The organism is bacterium (genome assembly GCA_020440705.1).
In the GTDB taxonomy this organism is placed as follows: domain Bacteria; phylum Krumholzibacteriota; class Krumholzibacteriia; order LZORAL124-64-63; family LZORAL124-64-63; genus JAGRNP01.
The window spans coordinates 1-7,095 of record JAGRNP010000156.1; the positions used below are offsets into that span (position 1 = coordinate 1).

Annotated in this window: 5 protein-coding genes; 2 read left to right on the forward strand and 3 right to left on the reverse strand. The window is 67.9% G+C overall.

The annotated features are described in order from the left end of the window. Positions 1–128: 128 nt before the first annotated feature. Positions 129–590: a CHRD domain-containing protein gene (locus tag KDM41_16270; GenBank protein MCB1184984.1), complete on the reverse strand. Its 462-nt coding sequence runs from the start codon at positions 588–590 to the stop codon at positions 129–131. Between the two features lie 167 nt (positions 591–757). Between KDM41_16270 and KDM41_16275 the strand changes: the two genes are divergently transcribed. Beyond that, complete coding sequence (locus tag KDM41_16275) at positions 758–1,309, forward strand: DinB family protein (protein ID MCB1184985.1); 552 nt, start codon at positions 758–760, stop codon at positions 1,307–1,309. Positions 1,310–1,407: 98 nt separating this feature from the next. Further along, positions 1,408–1,776 carry a hypothetical protein gene (locus tag KDM41_16280; protein MCB1184986.1) on the forward strand — a complete coding sequence of 123 codons (369 nt, stop codon included), beginning with the start codon at positions 1,408–1,410 and terminating at the stop codon, positions 1,774–1,776. Positions 1,777–1,871: 95 nt separating this feature from the next. Here the strand turns inward: KDM41_16280 and KDM41_16285 are convergent, their stop codons facing one another. Further along, positions 1,872–3,527, reverse strand: a complete 1,656-nt coding sequence (locus KDM41_16285; protein MCB1184987.1) for a T9SS type A sorting domain-containing protein — start codon at positions 3,525–3,527, stop codon at positions 1,872–1,874. Between the two features lie 442 nt (positions 3,528–3,969). After that, positions 3,970–6,768, reverse strand: a complete 2,799-nt coding sequence (locus tag KDM41_16290; GenBank protein ID MCB1184988.1) for a carboxypeptidase regulatory-like domain-containing protein — start codon at positions 6,766–6,768, stop codon at positions 3,970–3,972. Positions 6,769–7,095: the final 327 nt, after the last annotated feature.

A 7,095-nucleotide genomic window follows, 5' to 3' on the forward strand; every position in this document is an offset into this window, starting at 1 on the left:
ACCGGGGTGTGTGGTAACCAACCCACGGATACTAGCTTGATACACCGTCGAAACTCACTCACCCGATCCAATAGCAAGGGGCCCGGCAACGCCGGACCCCAACACATCAGCCTAAGAGCCGTTCCATACTAGCGGAAGAGGGCCTTCACCCCGCCCCAGCTCGCCGCCTCGCTGGCCACCACACCCGAGGTGAGATTGCCGCGCAGCTCGCCGCCGGGGTAGACGTCGCTGTGGATCATCACGAAGACGAGGCCGGCCTCGAGCTGGGCCAGGTCGAAGGCGTCGAGCTCCCAGACGCCGATCTTGGGCAGGCCCAGATTCAGGGTGAGCAGGCGCGGACCGGGCGAGCCCGGTTCGGCGTAGTGGAAGTGGGCCCCGGTCTCGACCCCGGAGAGATCCTGGAAATCGACGTCGTAGGCCACGGCTGTCTTCTCGTCGTTGAGGATGAGGGTCGCGGTGCCCAGGCCGTTGGAAGCCGTGCCGGCGGTGGCGCCGTCGAGCTGGGTGATGTAGACGGTCTCGGCGGCCGCGGCCCCGACGCAGAGCGTCAGGACGGCCAGGAACGCGGCGGGAGCGGGCACGGAACGCATGGGCGAAGCCTCCGGTTCGGGAGCGGGACGTGTCTCCTGAACCTACGTCCGCCCGGACCGAACCGCCACCGCCCGGGACACCGGGTCTTGCATCCCGGTCGGGATAGTGGTCTATTGTCATCCTGTTTTACGGATCCGCCTTCGTCCCGACCCGGGAGGACCCCCGCGTGAATCCCCGCCGCCTCGCGCCCCTGATCCGCCTGCGGTTTGCGCTCACGTCGCGCAGCCGCGCCGCGGCCGGCATCGCCCGGGACGCCGCCCGCTACGAGTCCCTCGCCGCCGACCTGTCGGCCGGGGCCGGCGCCCGCCCCATCTTCGTGCCCGCCATGGTCGGCGTCGACGAGGACATGCGCCGCTGGTCGTACTGGATGCTGCTGGCCCACAACGCCATCGTCAACCGGGGCATCACCGCGGTCACGGTGGCCCTGGCCGAAGGGCGCGAACCCGACGGCGCGGCCCTGATCGACCCGAAACGAGACGTGCTGCCGGGACCCGAAGTCGGCCCGGAGCAGCTCGACGTGTTCCGCGATTCGGTGGCCGGACACCTGGCGGCCGTCGCCGGCCTCGACCGCCTGCGCGGCACGGCGACCCGCCCCCACCCCCTGTTCGGCGACTTCGACGCCCACAAGTGGCACTGCATGTTCGGCTTCCATCTCAAGGTGCACATGAAGCAGGCGCACCTGGTGGCGCGGGGGGCGCGGGAAGCGCGTCCGGACTAGCCGCCGCCGGGGCATCGCCCCTCATCGCGGTTCGGTTTTCGCCGGACCGGTCGGGAACCTATCTTGGGGCGACGATGAATTCCCCGAAAGGAGCCCCGATGCCCGCCCACGCCCCGACGATCCTGATCAACCTCATCAGCGACCGACCCGCCCACATCGCCAAGGCCCTGCGCTTCGGCCGCAAGTTCCTCGCCGACGGCACGAGCGTGATCCTCTCGGTGAACATCGACGCCGTCGTGCTCGTCGATCCGGAACGCGACGCGGGCAGGTGCCCCGTGACCGGCAAGCCGCTGACGGACCTGCTGCGGGCCTTCGCCGCCGAGGGCGGCCGCGTGCTCGTGGGCCGGGAATGCCTGGGCCTGATCGGCCGCGGCCCGGAGGACCTGCCCGCCGGCTGCGAGATCGCGGCCTTCCCCCTCATGGCCGAGATCTTCGCCACACCCGATCTCAAGACCATCACCTGGTGACCCGCCGACGCAGAACCGCCCCCTCCGGGGAGGGGGCGGTTCCGTGAGCGGACTCTCCGCAGCCGCTGCCGGATCGGGGCTGCGTCGTCCAGTTGCTACTTCACGAGCTGCATCTTCTCGGTCGCGGAGAATCCGTCGCCGGTCACACGGTAGAAGTAGGTGCCGCTGGCCAGGCCCTCGCCGTTGAAGTTGATGGCGTGGTCCTTGGCCTCCAGCTGGCCCTTGAACGGCTGGGCGACCTTGTGGCCGCGCAGGTCGAAGACCTCGACCGTCACCTCGCCGGCGCGGGGCACGGCGAAGCGGATCATGGTCGCGGGGTTGAAGGGGTTGGGGTAGTTGCTCAGCTTGATCTCCCGCACCGGCACGTCCGCGGCCGGCGAGGCCGGCAGCGAGTAGTCGGTGTTCTGGGGATCGAAGTTGGTCCAGTAGGCGGTCCACTGGCGGTTCATCGGCAGATCCGGATCGAACGCGCCGCGGTAGGTCACCTGCTGGAAGTAGGGGTCGGCGAGGTAGCTGTCGGTCCACTGGGCCGTGCCGATGAGCGGCGAGCCGGCCTGCGGGATCGGCTGGGGATCGTTCAGGTCGATGGACGCGCCCAGGCCCACCAGGGTGTGGCTGCGCGGGATCGAGTCCTCGTTGGCGCGGGCCATGAACCAGCTGCCCACCATCGGCCAGCGCACGGCGTCGTGGATGCAGTTGGTGCCGATCTCGACGTGTCCGGTGACCTCGTTGTCATAGAAGCGGAGCGAGTCGGTCGCGGCGGCCTGGCGGCTGCCTTCACGCACGGACATGCCACGGGGGTAGCCGGCGATGACCGAGTTGAAGATGCTGATGCGGCTGTTCTTGCGCAGCACGCCGGAGTACTCGTAGGTGTGCCCCACGGGCAGCGCGCCCACGTACTCGGGGCCGACCAGGGTGACGTTGCTGTAGATCGGCTGGGTCAGCGGCATGTCGTAGCTGCTGCTGCCGTCGTTGTCCGACTCGAAGCCGTTGCTCTGGCCGGTGGGGTCCGAGTAGTCCGGATCGCGCAGACCGAAGAGGAACTGGCACTTGCCGCGGAAGCCGAAGTCGGTGTCGAACTCGTCGTCGGTGCCGCCCATGGCGACCAGGTGGTGCAGGTCGACGGTGCCGCCGAAGCACTCGTAGCTGTCGTCGAAGCTGTAGCTGACCTGGACGTGGTGGATCTCCGTGCCGGAGCCGACCGCGCCGAGGGTCAGGCCGTTGATCTCGTTGTTCAGCTGGAAGCGGTAGCCGGGGAACTCGATGCGGCAGTACTTGAAGACGCCGCTGTTGTCACTGTCGTCGTTGCCGCCGAAGGTGCCCTCGATGATGCCGCCCTCGATGACGGGATCGACCTTGTTCACGGTGGCGTTGCCCAGGATCACGACGCCGCCCCAGTCGCCGGGGAAGCGGTTGCCGGGGGCCTCGCTCGAGGTGAAGATGACCGGGTTGAACTTCTCGCCCGTGGCGTAGATCTTGCCGCTCGGCTTGATCACCAGGGTGGCCGCGGGGACGCCCTGGATGATGGTGCCGGCCGGGATGTGGATCTCGGCGCCGGGCTCGACGTAGTAGAGGCCGTGCAGGGTGTACAGGGTGTCGGGGCTGAGGGTGCGGATGCCGGTCTGGTTGAACGGCGCGAGGGGATCGACATCGATGGTGCCGAGATCCGCCGTGCCGACGTAGGCATGGGCGGGAGCGACGGCAGCCATGGCGATCAACCCGAGCAGGAGCGTAATCGCAGACTTCTTCATGGATGAATACCTCTCCGTTTTCCTTGCGAGTTCTTGGGGAGGCGGTCTCCCCCATCGGCAGACCGCCTCCGGAGCCTTTTCACCGCGCCCGGGGACGCGCATGGATTCCCGTGTCAAGTGCGGACCAATGCTTCGTGGAAAGGGCTCGCGCGGTGTCCGATCGGCAGGGAGGGTCGACCCCGCGGGCGGCGCAGCCTACGCCGTGATCCTCGGGCCGGATCCCATCCCCGTGAGCCCAATCGGTCACCTGAAACCGCCGGAAGGGAGGTCAGTCGCGTCAGGGGCCTCTTCCATGTCCATGAGTGGGCCCGGTGCGGCATTGCCTCGACTCCAGCGATGACGAGCAGATGGTAGCCAGCGATTGTTGCGGTCGGATGAGGGGCGAATTCAGTGTCGGTCAGGATCGTGTGAGCGGAATGTAAGGGGCGCCGAGGCCCCTTTTTCAGAACCTGGCCGACAGGGAAAGCGAGTATTCGGTGCCCTCGGTGAAACGCGAGTACTCGTAGGGGTTTGCCTCGGTGCCGCTGGTCAGGACCGTGTCCTCGGCCAGGATGTCCTTGACCGCGGCCTTCAGCTTGTAGCGCGAGCCGAAGCGCTGGGTGATGACCAGGTCGAGCTTGTTGCGCGGCTCGAGGTACACGTAGAGGAAGCGGAAGTCGGCGATCTTGTTCAGGCGGCGACCGACCTTGTTGAAGAGCAGGTTGACGTTCGTGCGCCCGCTGTCCGTGGCGAACATCAGGCCCAGGTTCACCGTCCAGGGCGCCTGGCCGTGCATGGTGCGCACGGTCTCCTCGCGCGTGGTCGGATCGAAGAACGGGACCTCGGACCAGATGCGCGTGTAGTTGGCCGACACGGTGAAGTTGTCGGTCCAGACCGAGTAGTCGAGCTTCCTGCGGACCTCGAGCTCGTAGCCCCAGTTCTTCGCTTCCGGAGCATTGGCCCAACTCGCCACGGCCCGTTCGGGCGCCATGTAGAGCGTGTCCTCGATGGCATTCCTGATGTCCTTGTAGAAGACGCTCGCCGCCAGCACCTCGCCGAAGTCGGGGAAGTGTTCGAAGCGGATGTCGTAGTTGTCGATCTCGGCCCGCTCGAGGTTCGGGTTGCCGAGCTCGTTCTGGAAGGTCTTGAAGTTGCGCCGGTTCACGGGCGCCAGCTCGCGGAACTCGGGCCGGTTGACCGCCTTGTAGTAGCCCAGGCGCACGTTCGTCTGCTCGTCGTAGAACCAGGTGAACGAGACCGAGGGCAGCACGTCCTTCACGTCGATGCGGGCCGTGTCGCGCAGCGCCGGCAGCGAGCGCCGCTGCTGGGTCTCGACGAACTGGTCCGAGTCCTCGATGCGGAAACCGCCGGCGATCCGGAAGTCCTCCTGCCACACCGAGAACGGCACGTCGCCCATGGCGTACCACGCGGTCAGGTCGTGGTAGGCCTGGTAGATGCCGCTGTTGATGTCGTCCTGGGCGAACTCCCAGCCCCGGCCGCGACGGGGGTCGCTCACCTCGTTGTAGTTCCCGGCCGCGAAGATCGAGTCCGGTGGCAGGTACTTCAGGGCGCCGTTCGTGAAGAAGGACGGCGTGGTGTACCAGGCCTCGACGTCGAAATAGCGCTCGCGGCGGTCGTGCTGGAAGCCCGCCTTGAACTCCGGCGCATACTTCTTCTCGAACTCGTCCTCGGCGGGCGACCAGGCGACGTTCACGCCCCAGCCGCGGCGGTACTCGTCGAGCCAGGTCCAGGTGCGCATGTTCTCGTCCATGCGCGGCCCCTGTTCGTCGGAGAGGTTGTAGCCGAGATAGCGGCGGTCCGGCTCGACGGCGTGGGACTCGCCGTAGGTGACCAGCCAGTCCAGGTCGAAACCGTAGCCCGGGCCGGGCAGGTGGTGCTTGCCGTCGAGCTTGTCGACGAACTGGTAGCGCTCCTGCCATTCGAGGGTCTCCCAGGAGAAGTCCTTGCTGTCGTCGCGGCCCGCCAGGCGGGTCACCGCGCTGGTGCCGTCGCGGTTGTAGGTGTTCGTCAGGCCGATCCGGTGGCGCCCCTTGCGCCAGAACAGGTTGGCCAGACCGCCCCACGTCGCCTGCATGTGGGACGTCTCCCCCTCGGCATTGATCTCCAGGCCCCCGGCTTCCGGGTCGGGGACGCGCTGCTCGTTCTCCTCGGTGAACTCGTACTTGTTGCGGTAGGACAGGGCGCCCATGTAGCCCAGATGACCGCCGAGCAGATTCAGCCGATTGCCGTGGGACAGGCTGAAGTTGTAGCGCGGCGGCGCCTTGCGTTCGGTCGAGGTCCAGTTGTTGGGCAGGGCCCGGGCCAGCTCCTGGTTCCGCGTGCCGTAACCCGGCACCTGGACGCTGTTCTCCAGCTGCTCCGCGGGGAACTCGCGGTTGCCGCTGTCGATGCCCAGCCAGTCCTTGCTGCCCTCGGCCGAATCGTAGCGGAAGGCCTCGCCGGTGGTGCCCCCGGTGTAGGCCGACGACACGCTCACCGACGTCGTCGACTCCTCGGGAAACTCGAGGGTGGTGATGCGCACCAGCCCGCCGGCGAAATCGCCGGGCAGGTCGGGCGTGGCCGACTTGATCACCGTGACGTTGGCCAGCAGGTTCGCCGGCACCATGTCGAAGTTGAAGCTCTTGCGGTCCTTGTCGACGTTCGTGCCGCTCATGGTGACGCCGTTGACCTCGGTCACGTTGTAGCGGTCGGTGACGCCGCGCACGAACACGTACTTGCCCTCGTTGACGGTCAGGCCGGGCGCGCGCTTGAGGGCGTCGCCGCTCGTGCCGTCCGGGGAGCGGGAGATCTGGGCCGCGCTGATGGCGTCGCCGATGACGACCGACTGCTTCCGGCTGGAGAGCAGCGCGCTGTCGGTGTTGAGCACGCGGGCGCCCGAGATGACCATGTCGTCGGTCTCGTGGGCGCGGTAGCTCTCGAGGGTGACGCGGACCTCGGTCGTCTCGCCGGCGACGACGACGACGCCGCCGACGAAGCGCGTGTTGTAGCCCATGTAGGTGGCGCGCAGGTCGTACTTCGCCGGACGCAGGTCCGTCAGTTCGAAGCCGCCCTCGATGTCGGTCATGGCCTTCTCGCCGACCCCGACCAGGACCACGTCGACCCCGATGAGCGCCTCGCCGGATTCAGCATCGACGACCACGCCGTGGACGGCCCCGCGCTCGGCGGCGGCGGCGACGCCGGCCCCCAAGAAGGCGGCGACGAGAAGCAGGGGAACGAGCCGGCTGGGGGCGATCAGGCGCATGCATCCCGTCCTTGACGCACGGAGGAGGCGGACGGGCCGGGCGCCCGTCACGACGGGGGCACGATAGGAGCCGGCGGTGAGGATCCGGTTAAGGGGCGATGAGGATGGGGTAAAAAGGCGCCGGGAGCCACCCTGACCGGCGGCTCCCGACACCGTTCGATCTCAGACGAGGGCGCGCACCTTCTCGAGCAGGTCCTGGGGATCGCGCTCGCCGCCCGGGCCCACCGACTCGGACCACAGCACGCGTCCGTCCTTGCCGATCAGCACGGTGGCGCGGTCGGAAATGCCGGCGTCCTCGAGCCAGAGGCCGTAGGCGCGGGCCACCTC

Bases quoted from the DNA above. Each gene is read 5' to 3' on its own strand.
- KDM41_16270 (MCB1184984.1), bottom strand. From the start codon at position 590: ATGCGTTCCGTGCCCGCTCCCGCCGCGTTCCTGGCCGTCCTGACGCTC.
- KDM41_16280 (MCB1184986.1), top strand. From the start codon at position 1,408: ATGCCCGCCCACGCCCCGACGATCCTGATCAACCTCATCAGCGACCGA.
- KDM41_16285 (MCB1184987.1), bottom strand. From the start codon at position 3,527: ATGAAGAAGTCTGCGATTACGCTCCTGCTCGGGTTGATCGCCATGGCT.
- KDM41_16290 (MCB1184988.1), bottom strand. From the start codon at position 6,768: ATGCGCCTGATCGCCCCCAGCCGGCTCGTTCCCCTGCTTCTCGTCGCC.